This window comes from Acidovorax sp. LjRoot129 (assembly GCF_964253765.1).
In the GTDB taxonomy this organism is placed as follows: Bacteria; Pseudomonadota; Gammaproteobacteria; order Burkholderiales; family Burkholderiaceae_C; genus Acidovorax.
The window spans coordinates 2,607,225-2,626,322 of sequence record NZ_CAXUSE020000001.1; the positions used below are offsets into that span (position 1 = coordinate 2,607,225).

Consider the following 19,098-nt stretch of genomic DNA (forward strand, 5'->3'; position numbering starts at 1 on the left):
GTGGCCGCCACTTCAGCGCGGCACCGATCGCACCCAGACACTTACCGATGATGACTGCTTTGTCCCAGCACCAACACCTTCTCGACCCTGCCGTTCTCAACCACCCGCAACGGCAATTTGCCTTGAAGGTGATGGACCTGCTCAAGACGCGGCAGTTCGACGCGCTCGAAGCCCTGCTGGCGCCCACCTGGGCCGCCTTCGAGTCGGGTGCGTTGTCTGACCTGGGGTTGTCGCGCGCGTGGTCCCACATGGGCTTGCAGCGGGCCGATCTGATCGAGCCCGCCCAGGCGTGGGTGCAGGCGTACCCTCACAGCTTTGCGGCACTGCTGTTCGCGGCGCAATTGCACTGCGCCGTGGCCTGGCAAGCGCGCGGTACTTGTACGGTCGACAAGACCAGCGAAAAGCAGTTTGCGGTGATGCAGGAGCATTTCGATGCGGCGTTTCCATACCTGCACCGCGCCCTGGCGGCGTCCGCGCGGCCCACGCTGGCTATTGCGGTGGGGATCACGATGGCGCGTGCGGGCAGCGACGACCCTGAGCACGACTACATCGCGCTGGCTCAACCTCACTTGCCGCACAGCCCGGTGCTGTATGGCCGCGTGATGTGGGCGCTGAACCCCAAGTGGGGCGGGTCGCTGGCAGAGGTCGACGCGTTGTTCCGCTCCGCGCAGCAGTGGAGTGCCTCGTGGCCCGACGAGGAGCGCAAACGCGTGCACGCCACCCACCGATCCGAACTGGCGGACATCGAGGCCTGCAACGGTGATTCGGACCGCGCCATCGCCTTGCTCAACGGCATCCTGCACGAAGCGCCTGACTTTGACGACGCGCACTCCCAGCTGGCCAGGCAACACCACTACAAAGACCAGATGCAGCTGGCAGTTGATCACCTGCTGCGCGCCGTGCGCTTGGCGCCAGAGGCAGACCGGTTTGACCGGCTGGGCGACCACTACGAAGCGCTGGGTCAACAGGACGTTGCCATCGCGTACTTTGAAGAGGCCATGCTGTGGGGCAGCGGCAGCGCGGCAAGCTCGGTGGCCCATTGGCTGAGCAACCAGCTTAAGGCTGCAGCCGCCGACCAGCGCCCCGCGATCGAGGAGCAGCTTGGGCGGGTGGCCACCTACGGCATGCAGCAGTTTTCGCCCAGAACCATGTTCGTGATGGGCGCCATCGAGTTCTTTCAGCGCGGCGACGATGCCGCCAAGTCGCGCGCGTACGACTGGTGGCGCGAAGCCGCGCGATGGGGTAATAGCGGTGCCATGTTCAACCTGGGCATCGCGCACTTCGACGGCGAAGACGGGCAGACGTTGAACAAGGCTTTGGCCATCCAGTACTGGGCAACTGCGGCTTCGATGGGTAATCTGTCATCCCATGAGCGCCTGGGCAAGGCGCTGCTCACCGGCGACGGCATAGCGCAAGACCTTGAAAGTGCTGCCTACCACCTGGAGATCGCGGCCGATGGAGAAAACGTCTATGCCATGCGCGACTGGATTTGTTGCCTGTGGTTCGGGCGGGGCACGCCGCAAGACCGGGGCACTGCCAAGCAGTTGCTGCAACGCCTGAAGGCGTTGAGCCCCGACATGTACGAGTCGGCCCGCGAGCGCGTCGGCCTGGGCGCCAGCATCAAGAATTGGGTGGGAAAGCTGTTCGCCTAGCGGTTCGCCTGGGGCGTAGACGTCCAATCGCGTTGACTAATATTTTCGGGGTTACAAATCTGCGTCAGGCCTTTTTACCCTTTGCAAGGTGAGCTAGGGCTCTACTGAGCAACGGGTGCACAAACCGGTATCCCTGAGCCAGCGCGGCACGCGGCACCGCGTTCTGCCCGTCCAGCAACAGAGTCGACATTTCCCCCAGCACGGACCGCAAAGGCAGTCCCGGCATACGCAGCCAGGCGCGTCGCCCAAACGATGCAGCCAGAGCTCGCACAAATGTGGCCTGCGTCACCGCCTCAGGCGCCACAGCATTGACGGGGCCTTGCAGATATTGGTGCGCCATCGCAAACCGCACCAGCCCCACCGCATCGGCCAGATGAATCCACGGCGCAGGTTGGCGACCATGCCCCAGCACGGCCCCCAAACCCAGGCGGGCGGCCAGTGCCTGCATCGGGTACGCGCCACCGCCGTGCCCCAGCACCACGCCAAACCGCATGCGCACCACCCGCACACCCAGGGCTTCGGCACGGCGCGCCTCGTGTTCGATGGCCGCGCAAAGGTCAGACTGAAACTCGCCCGGGCGGGGTGGGGTGGTTTCGTCCAAGGGCTCCATCGACGCGTTGGGCGATGCGCCGTAGAAGCCCACGGCCGATGCGCTGACCAGCACGCGCGGGGCCTTGTGCAGGCGCCGCATCAGGCTGACGACGGCCACGGTGGTGTCGACGCGGCTGGCCAGCAGTTGGCGTCTGCGCGCCTGGGTCCACGGCATGCCCAGCACGCGGGCGCCCGCCAGGTTGACCACTGCGTCGATGGACGTTTCAGACGGGATAGCGTCCAGCGTGTCCACCACCCACACGCTGGGGCCAAAGCTGGCGCGGGCTTGCAGGGCGTCGCGGGTCAACACGATCACCCGCTGGCCGTCGCGCACCAGGTCGGCCACCAGGGCGCTGCCCACGAATCCGGTGGCGCCGGTGACCAGGGTGGCTGGCTGGGGTTGGAGGCCACGGGCATGCAGGGTGGTGCTGGGCTGTGCAGGCGGCGCCGTGCGGTAGAGCTTGATGGCGGCCAGCGTGTTGCGCACGCTCCAGGCCCACACGCCGACGGCATAGGCCGTGAACAGCCACGACACCCAGCCGTGCGGGGCCAGCACCATGGCGGTGGGTTGCTGCGCCCAGGTCCACAGCACGGGGCCGATCAGGCCAAGGAAGAGGCCGTAGCTGATGGTCAGCACGGTGTGCAGCACACGCTCGAACGGCGGCAGGCGCCGGGTGCGGTCTTCTTCCAGAAAGTCGGCCAGGGTGATGCCCACTTCGACGAGCAGCAGGGCCGCGAGCACGGCGGCAAAGGCGCCGCGCCATTCAAACCAGGCCAGGCCGACAAAGACGACGCCGTAGATGGCCTCGCGCGCGGCGTGCAGCGAGAGTTCGTACCGCGCGGAAGTGCGCTGGGGCAGCCGGGCCTGCAGCTCGTGGTGCCACAGGTTGTCAAACGCGCCCAAGGCGGCCTGGATGGAGAGCAGCAGGAAGATGGTGTTCATGGCGGTCATGGTGTGTGTGAGTGTGAAGATGAATCGATGCCGACGGGTGTGGTGGGTCAATCGACCACGGGATCGGTGAACACGCCGGACTGGTGGAAGGTTTCGCCCCACAGCGGGTGCACCATGCTCAGCGTGAAGCGGAACTGGCCTGCGCCCAGGTCGGTGTGGGCGACGCGGCAGGTGCCGGGCGTCAGCAAGGTCGGCACGGGGATGCGCAGGCCCGCCAGCACCCACCAGAAGCGGCGGCTGCGGAACACCAGTGCGCCGTCTTCTTCGAGCACGTCGAGCGACATGGCCAGGCCGCCGTCGGTACGCTCCAGCAGGGTGCCGTCGGTGCCCAGCTCCTTGGTGGATCGCACGGTGCGGTCTGCGCCGTTATTGGTGCCGTTTTCGGTTTCGGTGCCGGTGTGAAAGCGCCGCTCCCACACCACGCCGCCGCGGCCGTTGTGGCTGACGTTGACGGTGGCGGGCAGGGCGGTGGTGTTGATGTGGGTCAGCGGGCCGCCCCAGGCCCGGGTCAGCGCGGCGTAGACGTGGCCGATCAGCGAGCAGCGCAGGTCCATCTGGCCGTGGTAGCTCACGTCGGCGTGAGCGGTGCCAAAGCGGCGTTGCACGGCGGCGGGCAGGCGTGCCCAGGCTGCGGCGCCGGCCAGGGCGGGCAAGTCCAACACTGGCGTTGCGTGTGCTGGGTTGGCGGTGCAGTGGCGGGGCGCTGGGGTGAAAAGGGCAAACATGGCGGGCTTTGCGAGAGTGGCGGTTGCACTCTCTATTGCGAAACCCGGGCCAGGCTCAGCGGCCGCTGCAAGTGGTTGATTTCATTGAAATTTGCTTGGCTGGCTGCATACTTGGTTTACAGTGCGCGCAGCCCCCACCGTTAACGCTTGGAACAGGTCACGCCATGATCACCGCCACCGTCTGCACATGCTGATCCACGCCGTCCTCGGGTTCTCGGTGCTCGAAACGCTGGTGCTGGCAGCCCTGCTGCTGGCCTGGGCCGACCGCGTGGCGGGGGCCCGCCTGTTGGCGGCGTTCTTGATCGGGATCTCGCTGTGGATGGTGGGCAACGAGCTGCCTAACTGGCTGGGGCCGGAGACCGAACCGGTGGCGATGCGCTTGCTGGCCACAGCGCCGTTCACCTCTGCGCTGTTCTTTCATTTCTGCACGGTGTTTTGCCGTGTCGACCTGGGCCGCTGGGGCGTTGCTGCCGCCTATGCGCTGGGTGGGGGCGCCTCGGTGGTCTCCGTCATCCTGGTGCCGGGGCACTTGGTTGAGCACCGCGACATTGGCTTTATTGCGGTGGCCGACCCGGTGGGCACTGTGGCCAGCATGGCCTGGGTGATTTTGGGCATTGGCGGTGTGGCGGTGCTGCTGCTGGCCTTGCTGCGCGCGCGCCGGTCGGGTGACGGGCAGAAGTTTCGGCAGATTGCCGCCGTCACCGCGTCGTGCCTGTGGGGGCTGCTGTGCCTGGCGGGCTACGGCATTGCGGTGCTGGATTTTCCGATTTACCCGTTTCCGCTGCTGGGCCTGCCGCTGTATTCGCTGATTCTGGTCTACGGCATCTTGCGTTATGGCGTGTTTGTGGCCAACGCCTGGGCACGACGCGCGCTGGTATGGGCGCTGCTGCTGGCGCTGGGGGCGGTGGTGCTGGCGCTCACGCCGTTGCTGCCGTTTGAGTCGCGCTGGCTGGGTGGGCTGGCGGTAGCGGCCAGTGTGCTGGCGCTCAACGGCCCGGTGCGCCGTGTGGCCGAGCGGCTGGTGTACCCAGGGGGCGAGGTGTCGATTGCCGACCTGGGTGCGTGGCGCAGCGCGCTGCTGTCGATGGAGACGCCCGAGGCCCTGGCGCAGCAGGCCGCCACGCTGCTGAGTGCACGCATTGGGACGCAGGTGGAAGTGCAGATTGGCGATCCGTCCGCGTCAACAACACCCTCAACGTCATCAGCCCCATCAACGCCACCCGGCAGCACCCCGCAGCTGGTGTGCACCCCGGGCGAGCAAGGCTGGCAGACCACGCTGCAGGGTTGGGACGCCGCACCGCCCGGGCCGCGCCACGTGGCCGAACTGTTTGGCACGGTGGTGGCCGAGGCTGCGGCGCGGGTTGAGCAGGCCCAGCAGTTTGCCGCCCGCGAACGCGAGCGCCAGTTGCAGGCGCGGCTGGCCGAGCTGGGCGCGCTGGCCGCCACCGTGGCGCACGACATCCGCAACCCGCTCAACATCATCTCGATGGCGGTGGCCGCGGCGCCCGGCGAGACGCGGCGCGAGGTGGCCGACCAGGTGGCGCGCATTGCCAACCTGACGCACGACCTGCTGGACTTTGCCAAGCCCTGGAAGCTGGTGCCCCGTGAGCTGGACTTGGCTGCCCACGTGCGCAACGCGGCCCTGCGGTTGCCCGACGTGACCCTGGGCGCGGGCCTGGCCCAGCCGCTAGTCTTGCAGGCTGACCCGCGCCGCTTGGACCAAGCGCTGACCAATTTGCTGGAGAACGCGCGCATTGCAATGGCGTCTGATGAGGTGGATACCGAGGTTGCTGGAGGCGCAAACACGGCAGCAACACACAGCCCTGTGCATATCGACGCAGAAACCACCGCCGACGCCGTGCTGCTGCACATCTGCGACGCGGGCCCCGGCGTACCCGACGAAATTCGCAGCCGCCTGTTCGAGCCCTTTGCATCGCGCAGCCCCGGCGGCACCGGGCTGGGCCTGGCCATCGTGGCCCGGATCATGGCTGCGCACGGGGGCTCGGTGGCGCTGACCGAGCGGCCACCGTGGAGCACATGCTTCACGCTGCGCTTTCCTTTGACGACGACGCAACGCCTGCCATGACAGCCCACACCACAGACAACGCAGCCGGCGCCCCGCCGGGTGCAGAGCATGACGCCGCGGCAGCGGGCGAGCCGATAAGCGACCATGTCAACGGCCACGTGCTGCTGGTCGATGACGAGGCAGCTTTTCAGCGGCTGGGCGGCGCATTTCTGCGCAACCTGGGCCACACCGTCACGCTGGCGGGCGATGGCGATCAGGCCCTGGCGGCGTTTGCCAAACAGCAGCCCGAACTGGTGCTGCTGGACCTGGCCATGCCGCCCCACATGGACCCGGAGATCGGCCTGGAGCTGATCCCGCGCTTTGCACGCGTGCCGGTGGTGGTGTTGACCGGCCACGGCGACCACGCGCTGGCCCTGCGCGCCACCGAGCTGGGCGCCTGGGACTTTCTGACCAAGCCCATTGACCCCGACATGCTGCGGTTTGTGGTGGCACGCGGGTTGCGCAAGGCGCGGCTGGATGCCGAACTGGCCACCCTGCGCGCAGGGCAGTCGCTGGACGATCTCGGCATGGTGGGGCAGGCGGCGGCCACGGTGCAACTGCGGGCCCTGGTGCGCCGGGTGGCGCCCACCCACGTCAGCGTGCTGGTGCTGGGCCCCACGGGCACCGGCAAAGAACTGGTGGCCCGCGCCCTGCACGCCTGCAGCGCCCGCCGCAGCGAGGCCTTTGTCGCCATCCACTGCGGCGCCCTGTCGGCCGAGCTGCTGGAAAGTGAGCTTTTCGGGCACATGAAGGGCAGCTTTACCGGTGCCTACCGCGACCAACCAGGTTTGGTCGAAGCCGCCCACGGCGGCACGCTGTTTCTGGACGAGGTGGGCGAAATGCCGCCACCCATGCAGGTCAAGCTGCTGCGCTTTTTGCAAGAGGGCACTTTTGTGCCCGTGGGCGGCCGTGTGCCCAAGCGTGCCGACACCCGCGTGGTGGCCGCCACCCACCGCGACCTGGAAGCGATGGTGCGCGAAGGCACCTTCCGCGAAGACCTGTTCTACCGCCTCAAGGGCGTGGTGCTGCGCACCCCGTCGCTGGCCGAGCGGCCCGCCGACATCCCGCTGCTGGCCACGCGCTTCTTGCACCGCGTGGCGCACCGTGCCAGCCTGTCGGCCAGCGCCCTGGCGTGGCTGATGGCGCGCGAGTGGCCGGGCAATGTGCGCGAGCTCAAGGCGGTGGTGGAGTCGGCTGGTGCACTGCTGATGCCCGACCAGCGCGAGGTGGATGCCGAGCTGCTGCAGCTGGCCAGCGGCGATATGCCCGACGTGGGCGACACCGCAGCGAATCTCAAAACCCATCCGCTGGCCCCGCCCGGCAGCACCGGCCCGCTGGACGCCGCGCTGATGGAGCTGGAAGTGCGCATGGTGCGCGACACCATGGCGGCGGTGGCGGGCAACCAGTCGGAGGCGGCACGGCGGCTGGGGATTTCGCGGGTGGGGTTGATCAAGAAGCTGACGCGGCTGGGGTTGAAGTGAGCCAGCGAGCGTGACCACGGCTACGGGCACCGTGACGCACGATTTCTTCGTCTGCATCGGCGGCAGTGCCTGTGCGCGACGGGTCCGAAAGGGCGCACTCTCAAGCGGCAAATTGCCGATTGCTATATTAAAGATAGCAATAAACCCATATAGATAAAGCGCTAGGCAGCAATTTTGTTGCATTTTTACGGTGAGAACACGTTGCGCTTCCACGTTGTCATCAGTTGCCGCCGCATCCGCCATGGGCTTTGCGACCTGTCTGCCGGACAGGAGGGTCAGCGCCCGGGTCCATCCTGTGCCTCGGCGTCGGTACCGCGAGAGCCCACACCCGCTCCCACCGCCATGACGCCCAGCCCGGCACCGCCTGTGCCGGCTCCGTCGCCACCACCACCGCCGCTGCCGCCGCGCCCCCCACCAGCTTCGGCCCTGCCAGCCGCGCCCGCGCGCCTGCCTGCGGCGCCGCCCGCACTGCTGCCGGCCGGGCGCAGCGGTCCCTGGTTGGGGATGGCCACCGAGCCAGGAATCGCCTCCAGGTCCAACGCCGCGCGGATGAAGTGCCGCAGGGACACGACCAGCTGCGCGGTCTCGATGCTGCGCCCGGCCACCATGTCCTGCGCGGCGCGGGCGGCCAGCTCGACCTGTTCTTCGGTGCCGAGCAGAATCACGTCGGACAGCGCGGCCTCTACCGCATCGCGCACGCGGCGCTGGCGTTCGGTGCTGGCCAGTTCGGGGGCGGGGGCCAAAGCCTCGGCATCAAAGGCATCGGTGTCCGATGGGTCCGCCGCCGCCACCTGCACGCCGCTGGTTTGCACCTGCTGGCGCCGCAGGTCGCGCATGTGTGCGGGGTTCACCTGCAGTTGCCCGGTGAAAGAGCCGCCCAGCGTCTTGTAGGCGGCGATCAGTGTCTTGAGCCGCTCGTTGATCTGGCGGTTTTCGCGCTCCCGACGCTTCTGGATGGTCTGCATGAAGACCAGCCGCGTACCCACCATGACCAGGGTGGCCACCAGCAAGCCCATCAGCGTGGTGAGCAAGGTAGACCAGGAGCTGAAGTCGATCAGGTTGCGCATGGGGTCGGCGGTGCGGCGGGCCGTAAGGGTGGAGAGGCACCTATCCTATCGGCGGCACGCCGCTAGGCCCTGTAGGCCGGAGCCCCACGGTCGCGCATGGCTGGCCGCGCATGGGCCCGGCCACGCGCACAGGCGTGGCTTGCTCCGCAAGGCTCGCAGATGTCGAGCCGCGCAGTGGTGACGTGGGAGGCGCGAACTACGCGACTTCAGTGGCCGCGCCCTCCGGCAGCTTCGCAATCACCTTGATCTCGAACTGAAACCCATACAGCCACGTCACGCCGATGCCCGTGAGCGTGGGGTGCGGCGCATGGCCCCAGTATTCGCCCACGACTTCCCAAGCGGCTTCGAAATGCTTTTCTGGGTCCACCATGAACACCGTCACATCGATCACGTCGTCGAACGTGCAGCCGGCTGCCTGCAGGATGGCGTTGAGGTTGTCGAACGCCAGCCGCACCTGGGCCTGGTAGTCGGGCTCGGGCGAGCCATCGGGCCGGCTGCCCACCTGGCCGGAGACGAAGAGAAATCCGTTGGAGCGGATGGCGGGCGAGTAGCGGTTCTTCTCGTACAGCGCCTGGCGTCCGGGCGGAAACACCACGTCGCGCGGGGAGGAGTGGGTTGGGGATCGGGTCATGAGGCGAGTCCTTTCAAAAGGGCCAGCGTGGGCCCGGGTGGGTGATGAGAAGAATTTATCGGCGTGTCCCCGGCAGATAAACGGGGAGGTCTGTCCATCACTGTTTGTAAACTCCAAACAATCTTTGACGAGGCAGGAGCTCCATGGACCGGTTCGATGCAATGCAGGCGTTTGTGCGGGTGGTCGAATCGGGCAGCTTCACCAAGGCGGCCGACACCATGCACGTGAGCAAGACCACGGTCACGCAGCTGGTGCAGCAACTGGAGGCGCGGCTGCGCGTGAAGCTGCTGCACCGCACGACACGGCGCGTGCAGGTCACGGCCGATGGGGCCGTGTACTACGAGCGCGCGGTGCGGCTCCTGGCCGACATGGACGATGCCGAGACCAGCCTGTCGAGCGCGTCCGCCGCGCCCCGGGGCCGCTTGCGGGTGGATGTGCCCAGCCCGCTGGCCCGGCTGATCCTGGTGCCAGCCCTGCCGGAGTTTCATGCCCAGTACCCCGACATCCAGCTCGACATGGGCGTCAGCGACCGCATGGTGGATCTGATCGGCGACAACGTCGATTGCGTGGTGCGCGGGGGCGAGATCCAGGACCAGTCCCTCATCGCAAGACGGGTGGGTGATCTGCAGCTGGGCGTGTATGCGTCACCCAGCTACCTGGATCGTGCGGGCAGGCCTGCGCATCCGCACGAGCTGGAGGATTCGCACCACCGCGTCGTGGGCTTTTTGTGGTCGAGCACGGGCAAGACCTTTCCTTACGCCATGCGACGCGGCGCCGAGGAGATTCAGGTGCAGGGCCGCTATGTATTGGCGGTCGACGACGGCAACGCCTACCTTGCGGCCGGGCTGGCCGGCATGGGCGTTCTTTGGCTGCCGCACTACATGGCCCGCCCGCACCTGGGCAGTGGCGAACTGGTGGCCCTGCTGGAGGACTGGGTGCTTGATCCCATGCCACTGTACGTGGCCTACCCGCCCAACCGCCACGTCAGCGCCAAGGCGCGGGTGTTCATCGACTGGGTGGCGGCGCTGATGGCAAAACATGCCCCGCCGGTGCGCCCGCCACGCAAGCGGCCCAACCGGGCGGCGGATTGACCACCACTACCCCTGCGCGTTCCTGCAGGCGGGTCAGGCCTGCGCGACGCGCACCTGTGCGCCCGCAGCCTTCAACGCATTGCGCACCCGGGCGGGCGTTGCGGCCGGCACCACCAGCCCTGCCAGCGCCTTGAGCGGCGCCACGGTGAACGCCGACGCGGCGCCCAGCTTGTCGGCAGACGCCAGCACCACCGTCTCGGCCGCGCGCTGGTGCAGGGCACGCTTGACGGCGGCCTCCTCAAAGTCGCCCGTGGTCAGGCCCGCCTCGGCGTGCACGCCGGTCACGCCCATCAGGTACAGGTCTGCGCGCAATTGCGAGGCGGCCTCGACCACGCTGGCGCCCACGTTCACCATCGAATGGCGAAACAGCCGGCCGCCGAGCACCAGCACCTCGATCTCTGTGTGCCCCGCCAAAGCCATGGCCACGGCCGGGCTGTGCGTGACCACGGTGGCGCGCAGGTGCAGCGGCAGGTGCAACACCACCTGCAGCGACGTGGTGCCGCCGTCAAGAATCACCACCTGGCCGGGCTGCACCAGGGCCGCGCCCGCACGGCCCAGCGCGCGCTTGTCGTCGGTGGCTAGGTGCTCTCGCACCTGCAGGCTGCCCACGGCGGCCGAGGCGGGCAGGGCGCCGCCGTGCACGCGCTGCAGCTGGCCTTCGGCCGCCAGCTCGCGCAGGTCGCGCCGCACGGTGTCTTCCGAAATCCCTAGTTCCTCGCTGAGGGCCTTGGCCACGATCTGGCCGTCTTGCCGCAGACGGTCCAGGATGAGTTGTTTGCGTTGGGTGGTGAGCATGGATGTTGAACTTGCGGCAGTGGGCGGCGATCACCGGGGTTGCGTGAATTTGCGTGTTTGTACATGATATTGCACGAATTGAAATCTGCAAAACCATGACACCTTCCACCGACCCCAACCCTCCGCTCCTGGTGCTCATCGCCGGCCCCTACCTCTCGGGCACCGATGGCGACCCCGGCAAGATCGCCGCAAACCGCGCGCGTCTGGAGGCTGCGGCGCTGCCCATCTATGAACGCGGCCACCTGCCTTTGCTGGGCGAATGGCTGGCCCTGCCCATCATCCACGCGGCGGGCGGGCGCGAGCCGGGTGACGCGGTCTTTCATGCCTACCAATACCCTGTGGCCGAGCGGTTGCTGGCGCGCTGCGATGCCGTGCTGCGCTTGCCCGGCGCTTCGCGCGGTGCCGACATGGACGTGGAGCGGGCGCGCGCTCGGGGCCTGCCGGTGGTCTACGACGTGGATGAATTGCCGCTGCGGCAGCAAGCCGCCATCGCCGTAGCCATCCCCGCAACGGAGCCAAGCCTGTGAGCCGCCCCGTGCCCGCGCCAGTGCCCGCAAGTACCGAGCAAGTGAAGCTGCAGTCGGTGGAAGTGCTGTCCGACCACTGGTACACGCTGCGCAAGGTGACCTTTGACCTGCGCCGTCGCGACGGCCAGTGGCAGACGCTGAGCCGCGAAGCGTACGACCGCGGCAACGGCGCAGCCTTGCTGCTCTATGACCCGCGCCGCCGTACCGTGGTGCTCACGCGCCAGTTCAGGCTGCCGGCGTTCCTCAACGGCAGTGACGACGGCATGTTGATCGAGACCTGCGCCGGCCTGCTCGACGGGGACGACCCCGAAACCTGCATCCGCCGCGAAGCCGAAGAAGAAACCGGCTACCGCGTGCGCCAGCCGCGCAAGGTGTTCGAGGCCTATATGAGCCCCGGCTCGGTCACTGAAAAGCTCCACTTCTTCATCGCCGAATACGCGCCGCAGGACCGCATCCGCACCGGAGGCGGCCTCGCCCACGAGGGCGAAGACATCGAAGTGATCGAGATGCCGCTCGCCGAGGCCCTGGCGGGCATTGGCAGCGGCGTGATCGAGGACGGCAAGACGGTGATGCTGCTGCAGCATGTGGCGCTGATGCTGCAGAGCGGGGCGGGGTAGAGCCGCCCGTGTGCTTTTGGGGTTGACGCGGTCGAAGTGCCGTTTGCGAGAAACGCTTGGCTTCGACCGGCCTAGCCCGAATGGATCGGGCTGGATTTGAGGGTGGTCCGGCGAGTCAGGCTGAGTAGCGAATTTCAGGGCGCTACAGAGCGACTCGCCTGGCGATCACGCCTTCTTCTTGATCAGCCCGTAGATCACCAGCAGCACGATGGCACCACTGATCGACGCGATCCAGCCGACCGGCGCATCGGGCCCGTACCAGCCCATGGCCACGCCCACATAGCGCGCCAGCAGCGACCCGGCGACGCCGAGAACGGTGGTCATGATCAAGCCCAATTTGTCATTGCCCGGCTTCAATGCGCGCGCGAGCAATCCGACGATAAAGCCGACAACGATGGTTCCGAGAATGGAGAGCATGGAATTCCTTTTGAAGAGGTTCAGGCCGTCAGGTGGCCCCGGCAGCGACTGTAGTTGCATTTGAGGCCGCGGTTTTTGGCGCTAAATCTCGGCTCGTTGTAGGCCGAAGCCGCACGCCGGCGGCGCCCTGAACGCGCACGGCACAACAAGGGGTTGCGTGCCGCAAAGGTCTGGTGCACACACGCCCGGCAGACCTGGCTCCTTGCGCAACGCTCGGCGTCTGCCCCGGGCGCATGCGCCTGTCACATCCATCATCCGCATCGCGCAGAGTCTCTCTGCCGACGCGGCGACCGCCCCACCGGCCCGTCTGGCCACAAGCGCGATAATGTGTGGTGCTATGTTTTCAGTAGCTATCAGCGCTTGTCTATCCAGCGCTGGCGGCTATTTTTCTTCCTATTTTCGGTTCCCCAACCTGTTCTTTTCTTCCATGCAAGCCCTGCTCGACGCCATCGCCGCCATGCCCCTGCCCACGGACGCCCAGCGCGTCTTTCATGGCCGGGGTGGGCTGTACGCGGGGTCTGAGCAGTGGTCGCTTGATGCGTACCCGCCGGTGTTTGTGTTGACGAGTTTTGCGCCCGCCACGGACGAAGACCTGGCCGCCATCGGTACGGCATTGGAGGCGCGCTGGGCGCAGATCGCACCGGCTGGCGAGCCGCTCAACTGGGTCTTTCAGCACCGCGGCGAGGCCCTGCGCATCGAAGGCCGCAGCGAAACCCGCCTGATGGCCGGCGCCGTGCCCGACCCGCACACCGTGACGGAGGCCGGCGCGCGCTACCGCGTGCATGTGCTGCGCGGGCAGAACCACGGCCTGTTCCTGGACATGGCCGCCGGCCGCCGCTGGGTGCGCGACTACGCGGCGGCCCGCAGCACCGACCGCTATGGGCTCAAAGTGCTCAACCTGTTTGCCTACACCTGTGCCTTCTCGGTGGTGGCGCTGCAGGCGGGGGCCAGGCATGTGGTCAACGTCGACATGAGCCACGGCGCCATCGGCATCGGGCAGCAGAACCACCAGCTCAACGGCATCACCACCGGCGCCGCGTTCCTGCCACACGACATCTTCAGCAGCTGGGGCAAGATCACCCGCGGCGGGCCGTATGGCCTCGTCATCGTCGACCCGCCCAGCTACCAAAAGGGCAGCTTCGTGGCCACCAAGGATTACGCGCGCCTCATGCGGCGCCTGCCCGACCTGCTGGCGCCGGGCGGCCACGCGCTGCTGTGCCTGAACGCGCCAGAACTGGGCGCCGCCTTCTTGCAAGAGCAGATGCGCGAGCTGGCCCCGGAGCTTGAGTTCATCGAGCGCGTGGCCAACCCGGCCGTGTTTACGGACAAGGATGCGGACCGGGCGCTGAAGGTGCTGGTGTACCGCGCGCCCGATCTGGTGTCCCCAGAACCTGCGACCACTACGGCGACGTAAGCCGCGCTACCCAGCGCCGCGCCAGCGGGGCGGCCACCAGCACGGCAGGGAAGGCAAAAGCCCAGGCCGTGAGCCACGCGCCGGCCCACACGCTGACGAAGCCAGAAGACCAGCCCCGCGCGTGCAACGTGGAAATGCCCGACACGAGCAGCGACATCAGGCCCGACAGGATCAAGCCGAACAGCACCGGCGCAAAGCGCTGCGGGATCATGCTGCGGCCTCTGCGGCGGCCAGCTGCTCTGGGGTGTGCGGGGTGTGCTGCACCAAGCTGTGCACCTTGCGCGCAAAGTTCTGCCCGAACATGTGGGCCGTTTTCACGTCGCCGGGCGCAAAGGCATCGGCCGGCGACGCGTGCCCGGCCTGGGCCATCAGGCCCGACCAGGAGCCCAGCCGGTTGGCCGCCTCGTCATAGGGCGTGCCGCTGTGCTGCTCGGGCAGGATGGGGTTGCCCACCCAGATCATCCCGTGCTGCATGGAGAACACGAACATCGACATCAGCGTGGACTGCTTGTCGCCCGAAGGCAGCGACGACACCGTGAAGCCCGCCGCCAGCCGGCCTTGCAGCTGCTGGCGGCGCCACATGCCGCCGGTGGCGTCCATGAAGGTTTTGAACACCCCCGACACGCCGCCCAGGTAGGTGGGCGATCCCCATACCAGGCCGTCGAATTCCTGCAGTAGATCGGGCGCGGGCGTGAGGCTGGCCGCTTCGATCAATTGCGCATGGGTGCCGTGCACGCTGCGTGCCCCGTGCGCCACGTGCTGGGCGATGTGCTCGGTGTGGCCGTGGCCGCTGTGGAACACGACGGCAATTTTCTTGTGGTTCATCATTTCAAACTCTCCATTCAATAAAAGTCAGGGGTTGGGGAAATCGGGGTGGGTGGGGGCTGCATCAGCTGGCGAAGGACCGGCTCCACGCCCAGGCGGCGAAGTACAGGCCCAGGCCGAAGACGGCGTGGTTGGCCAGGCTGCGCAGGCGGTTGCGCCACGGCGTGGCGGTGCGTGACGCCGCGATGCCGCTGCCCATCGCGGGCTGCATCACCAACAGGGGGACGAGCACGGTGGCGATGCCAACGGCAAGCGCTGGCAGTACGGTGGGTTGGGCGGCCCAGCCGCGGCCATTTGCCAGCACGGCCAGTACCGCAAAGCCGATGCCGACGGCGTAGTGCACAAGCCAGCCCAGCGCCGCTTCACCGCGCACCGGCGCCGACTTGGCGATGCCGTCGTGAAACCACCGGCCACGCGGCATGTGCCCGACCCAGCGGCCAATCAGCGAAAAGGGCTGGGTGGGCACGCCCAGCCGCCGGAGCACCACCAGCCATGCGTCCATCACCGCCGTCGCGCCGACGCCGATCCAGAGCACGTGCAATACGTCGCGGGTCCATTCATTCATACGTTCCTCGTTTCTTTCACAGTTGACTGAGTACAGGTGCTCAGGGCGTGTGATCCATCAATACCCCCACGCGAAAGCCATCCAGGCCGCGCAGTGCTAGGCGCCCTGAGCGCCGCGTAGCTCGGCTACACAAGCGAAGGGCAACGACGCAATGTGCGACCTGGCTGGCTTTCCCTTTGGGCAGGCCCCGCAATGCGGCGTCTGCTTTGTCGCTCGGCTTGCCCATAGATGCCTATGGGCCGCGCCTCGCTTCGCGCATCCATCCGCATTGCGGAGCCTGCGCGTGGGGGTATTGGTGGATGACACGCCCTAAGTACTGTAAGAATTCAAGTCAACTTGAAGTCAAGAGGTTTTTTGTGATGGACATTGCTGAAGTGGCCAAGCGCTCGGGTGTGGCCGCATCCACCCTGCGGTACTACGAGGAAAAGGGGTTGATCGCTTCCACCGGCCGCCATGGCCTGCGGCGGATCTTTGACGCACGGGTGCTTGATCAGCTGGCGCTGATTGCGCTGGGGCGCGTGGCGGGTTTCTCGCTGGACGAGATCGCCACCATGTTTGCGCCCGACGGCCAGCCCGACATCGATCGCGCCATGCTCACCACCAAGGCGGACCAGATCGATGAGATGGTGCGGCGCCTGAAAGCCATGAGCGCGAGCCTTCGGCATGCCGCGGTGTGCCCGGCGCCTAGCCACATGGAGTGCCCGTCGTTCCGCAAGCTGCTGCAATCCGCCGCATCAGGCGACATTGCGCCGCGGGAGTTGATGCCCCGGCGGCGGGGGTGAGGGTGTGGCCTTAGGGCCGTGCAGCGGAGCTGCCTGCGATACGGCCGGATAGGGCTCCGTCAGCCTGCCTGCAAGGCGCCGACGATGGCCTCCCACTCGGCCGGAGTGACAGGCGTGATGGACAGGCGGCTTCCCCTTTGCAGCACGCGCATCTCGCTCAGGTCGGGGTGCGCGCGCATTTCAGCCAGCGGCATCAGGCGTGTCTTTTGCACGGCCTGCACGTCCAGCAGCAGCCAGCGTGGCTTGTCGGGGGGCGAATTGGGGTCGTTGTAAGGCGAGTTGGGATCGAACTGTGTGGGGTCGGGCCGGGTGCCCGAGGCCACGCGGGCGATGCCTGCGATGCCCGGCGCGGGGCAGCTCGAGTGATAGAACAGCACGCCATCGCCCACCTGCATCTCATCGCGCATGAAGTTGCGCGCCTGGTAGTTGCGCACTCCTGTCCAGGGCACGGTGGCGTCGGGCGCGGCCAGGGCGTCGTCGATGGAGCATTCGTCGGGCTCGGACTTCATGAGCCAGTAGCGCGGCGCGGGGTGGGGGGCAGCGGGGGCCGTGGTCATGGGCGGTATTTTGGCAAAGACGGTTGCGGTTGGGTATCCCGGCGGCTGCGGGACCTGTCTACGTGTGTATTGCTATTAATTTAGTAGCTATAAACGGTTGTCAATCAAGCGCTAGCGGCCAAAAACATGCATAAAACGCCATCCGTGCCCAGCCATTGCACCTCCGCCGAGCCCACCGCAAAATCGCAGGGCGCGCCGTGCCATGCTCGGTACGATCCGGCCCATGCCGCGCCATAGCCGCCGGCTGTCCAACACACAACAAAGAACATCAGGGAGGAGGGCGTCCAACCCCGTGCCGAGAGGGCTTGCCACTGCGCGGTGGCAGCAGGCCCCTTCGCGCGATGGGCAATGACGCACGGGAGACGACGATGGCCACCAGCAACAGTTTGAAGAAAAAGCAGCGCAAAGCCGAAGCCACCAAGGGCAATCAGAAGACGGGCTTCTGGGTGTTGGCGCTGTTCGCGCTCCCGTTTGCCGCCGGTGGGTTGGGCATGCTGCTGCTGGGCGTGCTGCCCACGCTGTACGACTGGGGCCGCATGCAGGGCTGGCAGCCTGTGCCGGCGACCCTGACGTCGGCCAGCCTCAACGTCTCGCGCGGCAGCAAATCCACCACCTATGGCGTCTCGGCCAGCTACCGGTATCAAGTGGCGGGGCGGGACTATGAGGGAAAGCGCGTGGCGATTGGCGGTGGCAACGACAACGTCGGCGATTTCCAGCAGGAGCTGGGTGAACGGCTGGAGGCCGCGCACCGCCAGGGGCAGACGGTACAGGCATGGGTGAACCCCGCGTACCCCAGCGATGCTGTGCTGGACCGCAGCCTGCGCCTGGGCCTGCTGCTCTTCAAAATGGTCTTTGTGGTGGTGTTTGGCGGGGTGGGCTTTGGCATGCTCTATGGCGCCTGGCGTGGACGCCGGGGCGCGGCGCCCCGGGCCAGGACACACGCACAGACGCAAACTCCGACCCAGGAGTCGCAGACCCGGCGCCCGCGGTCCAAAGACATCCCCCGCGCTGACATCGAGGCCGCCTGCAACCTGCAGCGCATTCCGGGCGGCGTGCGGCTGTACCACCCCTATGGCCGATCGTGGAAGCAGACCTTCATCTGGATGGCCGTAGGCGGCATTTTTGTGGGCGTGGCGGCGCTGGGGGGCCACGACATGCCCACGTTCTTCGTGATCCTGTTGGGCGGGCTTGGCGGCGCGGCGGTGGCGGGCGGTTTTTACGCGGTGGCCAACAGCCTGAGCGTGGAGCTGGACGGCCGAGGCATCCGCACCGAGCGACGGCTTTGTGGCTTGATGCTCGTCCACCACCAGGCACCCGCCAGCGATATCCTGCGGCTGCGTTCGACCGTGAGCTACACGGTGCAGACCGGGTCGCGCCAGGACACGTTCTACCGCGTCGAGGTGGAGCTCCAGACGGGCAAGAAGCTCACCATTGCCGACAGCCTGCGCGGCGCACAAGCCGCCGAAGCCTTGCTGGCCGCCATCGCTGCGCAGACGGGGTACCCGAGATAAACCGCGGGTGACCGCAAGTAATCGCGTCGGCCTTAAGAGCGGCGAACAAAACTCAGCGAAGCGGTTCTGGCTAGGCGCTGCGTCGCAGGCAGTACGAGTAGTACGACAAGACGCGGCAACGACGCCAGAAGAGTTTTGTTCGCCGCTCTCAGCCCGCCTTGCGAAAGGTGAGGTTGATCCGCACCCCGCCAGTCAATGGGTGCTCTGCCTCGGCCAGCGGCAGCACGCCATGAAACCGCAGCCGCGCCGGCCCACCCCACACCACCACGTCGCCATGCCACAGGCCCACACGCCGGGCCTTGTCTGCGCGCGCTGCGCCGCCCCACAGGAACACGGCCGGGATGCCGAGGGACACCGAGACGATGGGATGGTCGTAGTTGCCTTCGTCGCGGTCCTGGTGCAGTGACAGCCGGGTGCCAGGCGTGTAGCGGTTGATGAGGCAGGCGTCGGGCGCAAAGCCGGGGTAGCCGGCGGCCTCGGCAGCACTGCGCGCCAGTTGGCGAAAGGCCGCGGGCATGGCTGGCCAGGGCTCGCCGGTGTCGGGGTCCACAGGGCCATAGCGGTAGCCGCTGCGGTCACTGATCCACCCCAGCGGTCCGCAGTTGGTCATCGCCACCGACATGCGCTTGCCGCCGGGGGTGATGAGGTGCCTGAAGGGGGAGGTGGCCGCAATGGACTCAACGGCCTGCAGCAGGTCAGCCGCCTGCGCCAGCGCAAAGCCGCGCAGCACCACGGCACCCGGCTCCAGCCACTCGGGTGCTTGCGGCGTGGAAGGCAGATCGTCGAAGAGACCCGGGGTCATGGTTCACAAGCCACGACGCGCATGGCACGCG

At 67.2% G+C, this 19,098-nt stretch carries 20 protein-coding genes; 9 read left to right on the forward strand and 11 right to left on the reverse strand.

Annotated features, from left to right (window positions below):
- Positions 1 to 50: 50 nt before the first annotated feature.
- Positions 51 to 1,652: a DUF4034 domain-containing protein gene (locus ACSQ3Q_RS11890; protein ID WP_436134579.1), complete on the forward strand. Its 1,602-nt coding sequence runs from the start codon at positions 51 to 53 to the stop codon at positions 1,650 to 1,652.
- Positions 1,653 to 1,716: 64 nt separating this feature from the next.
- On the opposite strand, the gene ACSQ3Q_RS11895 is transcribed toward ACSQ3Q_RS11890, so the two are convergent.
- Both ACSQ3Q_RS11895 and ACSQ3Q_RS11900 read right to left on the reverse strand, forming a co-directional pair.
- On the reverse strand, positions 1,717 to 3,195 hold the full coding sequence (locus ACSQ3Q_RS11895; protein WP_436134580.1) for a TIGR01777 family oxidoreductase: 1,479 nt from the start codon (positions 3,193 to 3,195) through the stop codon (positions 1,717 to 1,719).
- A 47-nt stretch (positions 3,196 to 3,242) separates the two neighbouring features.
- A complete protein-coding gene (locus tag ACSQ3Q_RS11900; protein WP_436134581.1) occupies positions 3,243 to 3,920 on the reverse strand; it encodes a DUF4166 domain-containing protein in 678 nt (225 codons plus the stop codon).
- A gap of 187 nt (positions 3,921 to 4,107) precedes the next feature.
- On the opposite strand from ACSQ3Q_RS11900, the gene ACSQ3Q_RS11905 reads away from it, so the two are divergent.
- Both ACSQ3Q_RS11905 and ACSQ3Q_RS11910 read left to right on the forward strand, forming a co-directional pair.
- Positions 4,108 to 6,006 carry a sensor histidine kinase gene (locus tag ACSQ3Q_RS11905; RefSeq protein WP_436134582.1) on the forward strand — a complete coding sequence of 633 codons (1,899 nt, stop codon included), beginning with the start codon at positions 4,108 to 4,110 and terminating at the stop codon, positions 6,004 to 6,006.
- The gene (locus ACSQ3Q_RS11910) at positions 6,003 to 7,466 is read left to right on the forward strand and encodes a sigma-54-dependent transcriptional regulator (protein WP_436134583.1); all 1,464 of its coding nucleotides are present in this window, start codon (positions 6,003 to 6,005) and stop codon (positions 7,464 to 7,466) included. The genes ACSQ3Q_RS11905 and ACSQ3Q_RS11910 overlap by 4 nt, the downstream gene beginning before the upstream one ends.
- A gap of 275 nt (positions 7,467 to 7,741) precedes the next feature.
- On the opposite strand, the gene ACSQ3Q_RS11915 is transcribed toward ACSQ3Q_RS11910, so the two are convergent.
- Positions 7,742 to 8,533 (reverse strand): hypothetical protein, encoded by a 792-nt coding sequence (locus ACSQ3Q_RS11915; protein WP_436134584.1) that lies wholly within the window; start codon positions 8,531 to 8,533, stop codon positions 7,742 to 7,744.
- 196 nt (positions 8,534 to 8,729) lie between these two features.
- Positions 8,730 to 9,164: a RidA family protein gene (locus ACSQ3Q_RS11920; protein ID WP_436134585.1), complete on the reverse strand. Its 435-nt coding sequence runs from the start codon at positions 9,162 to 9,164 to the stop codon at positions 8,730 to 8,732.
- Positions 9,165 to 9,307: 143 nt separating this feature from the next.
- Between ACSQ3Q_RS11920 and ACSQ3Q_RS11925 the strand changes: the two genes are divergently transcribed.
- Positions 9,308 to 10,255, forward strand: coding sequence for a LysR substrate-binding domain-containing protein (locus ACSQ3Q_RS11925; RefSeq protein WP_436134586.1), 948 nt, complete (start codon positions 9,308 to 9,310; stop codon positions 10,253 to 10,255).
- Positions 10,256 to 10,288: 33 nt separating this feature from the next.
- On the opposite strand, the gene ACSQ3Q_RS11930 is transcribed toward ACSQ3Q_RS11925, so the two are convergent.
- Entirely contained in the window at positions 10,289 to 11,050 is a 762-nt protein-coding gene (locus ACSQ3Q_RS11930; protein WP_436134587.1) for a DeoR/GlpR family DNA-binding transcription regulator, read from the reverse strand.
- A gap of 95 nt (positions 11,051 to 11,145) precedes the next feature.
- Between ACSQ3Q_RS11930 and ACSQ3Q_RS11935 the strand changes: the two genes are divergently transcribed.
- Positions 11,146 to 11,577, forward strand: coding sequence for a DUF4406 domain-containing protein (locus tag ACSQ3Q_RS11935; RefSeq protein WP_436134588.1), 432 nt, complete (start codon positions 11,146 to 11,148; stop codon positions 11,575 to 11,577).
- A 20-nt stretch (positions 11,578 to 11,597) separates the two neighbouring features.
- The gene (gene nudK / locus ACSQ3Q_RS11940; RefSeq protein ID WP_436136987.1) at positions 11,598 to 12,194 is read left to right on the forward strand and encodes a GDP-mannose pyrophosphatase NudK; all 597 of its coding nucleotides are present in this window, start codon (positions 11,598 to 11,600) and stop codon (positions 12,192 to 12,194) included.
- Positions 12,195 to 12,359: 165 nt separating this feature from the next.
- Here the strand turns inward: nudK and ACSQ3Q_RS11945 are convergent, their stop codons facing one another.
- Positions 12,360 to 12,611: a GlsB/YeaQ/YmgE family stress response membrane protein gene (locus tag ACSQ3Q_RS11945; RefSeq protein WP_436134589.1), complete on the reverse strand. Its 252-nt coding sequence runs from the start codon at positions 12,609 to 12,611 to the stop codon at positions 12,360 to 12,362.
- Positions 12,612 to 13,038: 427 nt separating this feature from the next.
- Between ACSQ3Q_RS11945 and ACSQ3Q_RS11950 the strand changes: the two genes are divergently transcribed.
- Entirely contained in the window at positions 13,039 to 14,025 is a 987-nt protein-coding gene (locus ACSQ3Q_RS11950; RefSeq protein WP_436134590.1) for a class I SAM-dependent methyltransferase, read from the forward strand.
- Here ACSQ3Q_RS11950 and ACSQ3Q_RS11955 read toward each other — a convergent pair.
- The 3 genes from ACSQ3Q_RS11955 to ACSQ3Q_RS11965 all read right to left on the reverse strand — a co-directional run bounded on the left by ACSQ3Q_RS11955 (position 14,012) and on the right by ACSQ3Q_RS11965 (position 15,415).
- Complete coding sequence (locus tag ACSQ3Q_RS11955) at positions 14,012 to 14,236, reverse strand: DUF2798 domain-containing protein (RefSeq protein ID WP_436134591.1); 225 nt, start codon at positions 14,234 to 14,236, stop codon at positions 14,012 to 14,014. The genes ACSQ3Q_RS11950 and ACSQ3Q_RS11955 overlap by 14 nt on opposite strands.
- Entirely contained in the window at positions 14,233 to 14,850 is a 618-nt protein-coding gene (locus tag ACSQ3Q_RS11960) for a flavodoxin family protein (protein WP_436134592.1), read from the reverse strand. Before ACSQ3Q_RS11960 ends, ACSQ3Q_RS11955 begins: the two co-directional genes overlap by 4 nt.
- Positions 14,851 to 14,914: 64 nt before the next feature.
- Positions 14,915 to 15,415 (reverse strand): DUF2938 domain-containing protein, encoded by a 501-nt coding sequence (locus tag ACSQ3Q_RS11965; protein WP_436134593.1) that lies wholly within the window; start codon positions 15,413 to 15,415, stop codon positions 14,915 to 14,917.
- A gap of 359 nt (positions 15,416 to 15,774) precedes the next feature.
- Between ACSQ3Q_RS11965 and ACSQ3Q_RS11970 the strand changes: the two genes are divergently transcribed.
- Positions 15,775 to 16,197: a helix-turn-helix domain-containing protein gene (locus ACSQ3Q_RS11970; protein WP_436134594.1), complete on the forward strand. Its 423-nt coding sequence runs from the start codon at positions 15,775 to 15,777 to the stop codon at positions 16,195 to 16,197.
- A 59-nt stretch (positions 16,198 to 16,256) separates the two neighbouring features.
- Here ACSQ3Q_RS11970 and ACSQ3Q_RS11975 read toward each other — a convergent pair whose 3' ends face one another.
- A complete protein-coding gene (locus ACSQ3Q_RS11975; RefSeq protein ID WP_436134595.1) occupies positions 16,257 to 16,754 on the reverse strand; it encodes an EVE domain-containing protein in 498 nt (165 codons plus the stop codon).
- 368 nt (positions 16,755 to 17,122) lie between these two features.
- Here ACSQ3Q_RS11975 and ACSQ3Q_RS11980 point away from each other — a divergent pair, with 368 nt between their 5' ends.
- Positions 17,123 to 18,265: a DUF3592 domain-containing protein gene (locus ACSQ3Q_RS11980; RefSeq protein WP_436134596.1), complete on the forward strand. Its 1,143-nt coding sequence runs from the start codon at positions 17,123 to 17,125 to the stop codon at positions 18,263 to 18,265.
- 148 nt (positions 18,266 to 18,413) lie between these two features.
- On the opposite strand, the gene alkB is transcribed toward ACSQ3Q_RS11980, so the two are convergent.
- The gene (alkB, locus tag ACSQ3Q_RS11985) at positions 18,414 to 19,067 is read right to left on the reverse strand and encodes a DNA oxidative demethylase AlkB (RefSeq protein ID WP_436134597.1); all 654 of its coding nucleotides are present in this window, start codon (positions 19,065 to 19,067) and stop codon (positions 18,414 to 18,416) included.
- Positions 19,068 to 19,098: the final 31 nt, after the last annotated feature.